The 531-nt window shown below is 50.5% G+C and carries 1 protein-coding gene; it reads left to right on the top strand.

The annotated features are described in order from the left end of the window. Positions 1-531: hypothetical protein (locus tag ACFIJL_RS09920; RefSeq protein ID WP_375624570.1), on the top strand; the 531-nt coding region annotated here is incomplete at both ends.

Genomic DNA, 531 nt, shown 5'->3' with positions numbered 1-531 from the left:
CGCCAACAGGTCAAGGGCATGGATGTTTATGCACCGGTGCTTTACATCCCTGAAAAAGACAGAGCCTCCTTTGTTTCTGCTGGGGCTTTGATCATGGGCGATGATGTCAATATCACCAGCCAAAATACGAGCAATTCCACAATAACCAATTCAGGGCGGATTGCGGCAAACCACCAATTGCATGTGCATGGCGGGGATATCCTCAGTCAAGGGGGGCATTTTGCGGCGGGTGGTGATGCTGTTATCCTTGCGGAGAAGAATATTCGTTTAGATGCAGGGCGCACAACGGTTGACGGCGTGGAGACCGTTTTAAACACCGAGGCGCTTTCTGCTGGTGGTAATGCAACGGTGATTGCTAAACAAAATATCACCGCTTCCGGGGTGGGGATCACCACCGGAGGTGATCTTGCCATGGCTACAGAAGAAGGCAACTTGACGATCGGTTCAGCAGAAACCCATTACCATGATGAACACGGTGATGCTACCATGCATCATAAATCAGAAGTCAACTCTGGAGGCTCAACGACACTT

Source organism: Bartonella sp. TT119HLJHH (assembly GCF_042193385.1).
Lineage (GTDB): Bacteria > Pseudomonadota > Alphaproteobacteria > Rhizobiales > Rhizobiaceae > Bartonella.
The sequence above is the reverse complement of the archived record's forward strand: the minus strand, read 5'-3'. Positions and strand labels throughout refer to the sequence as shown.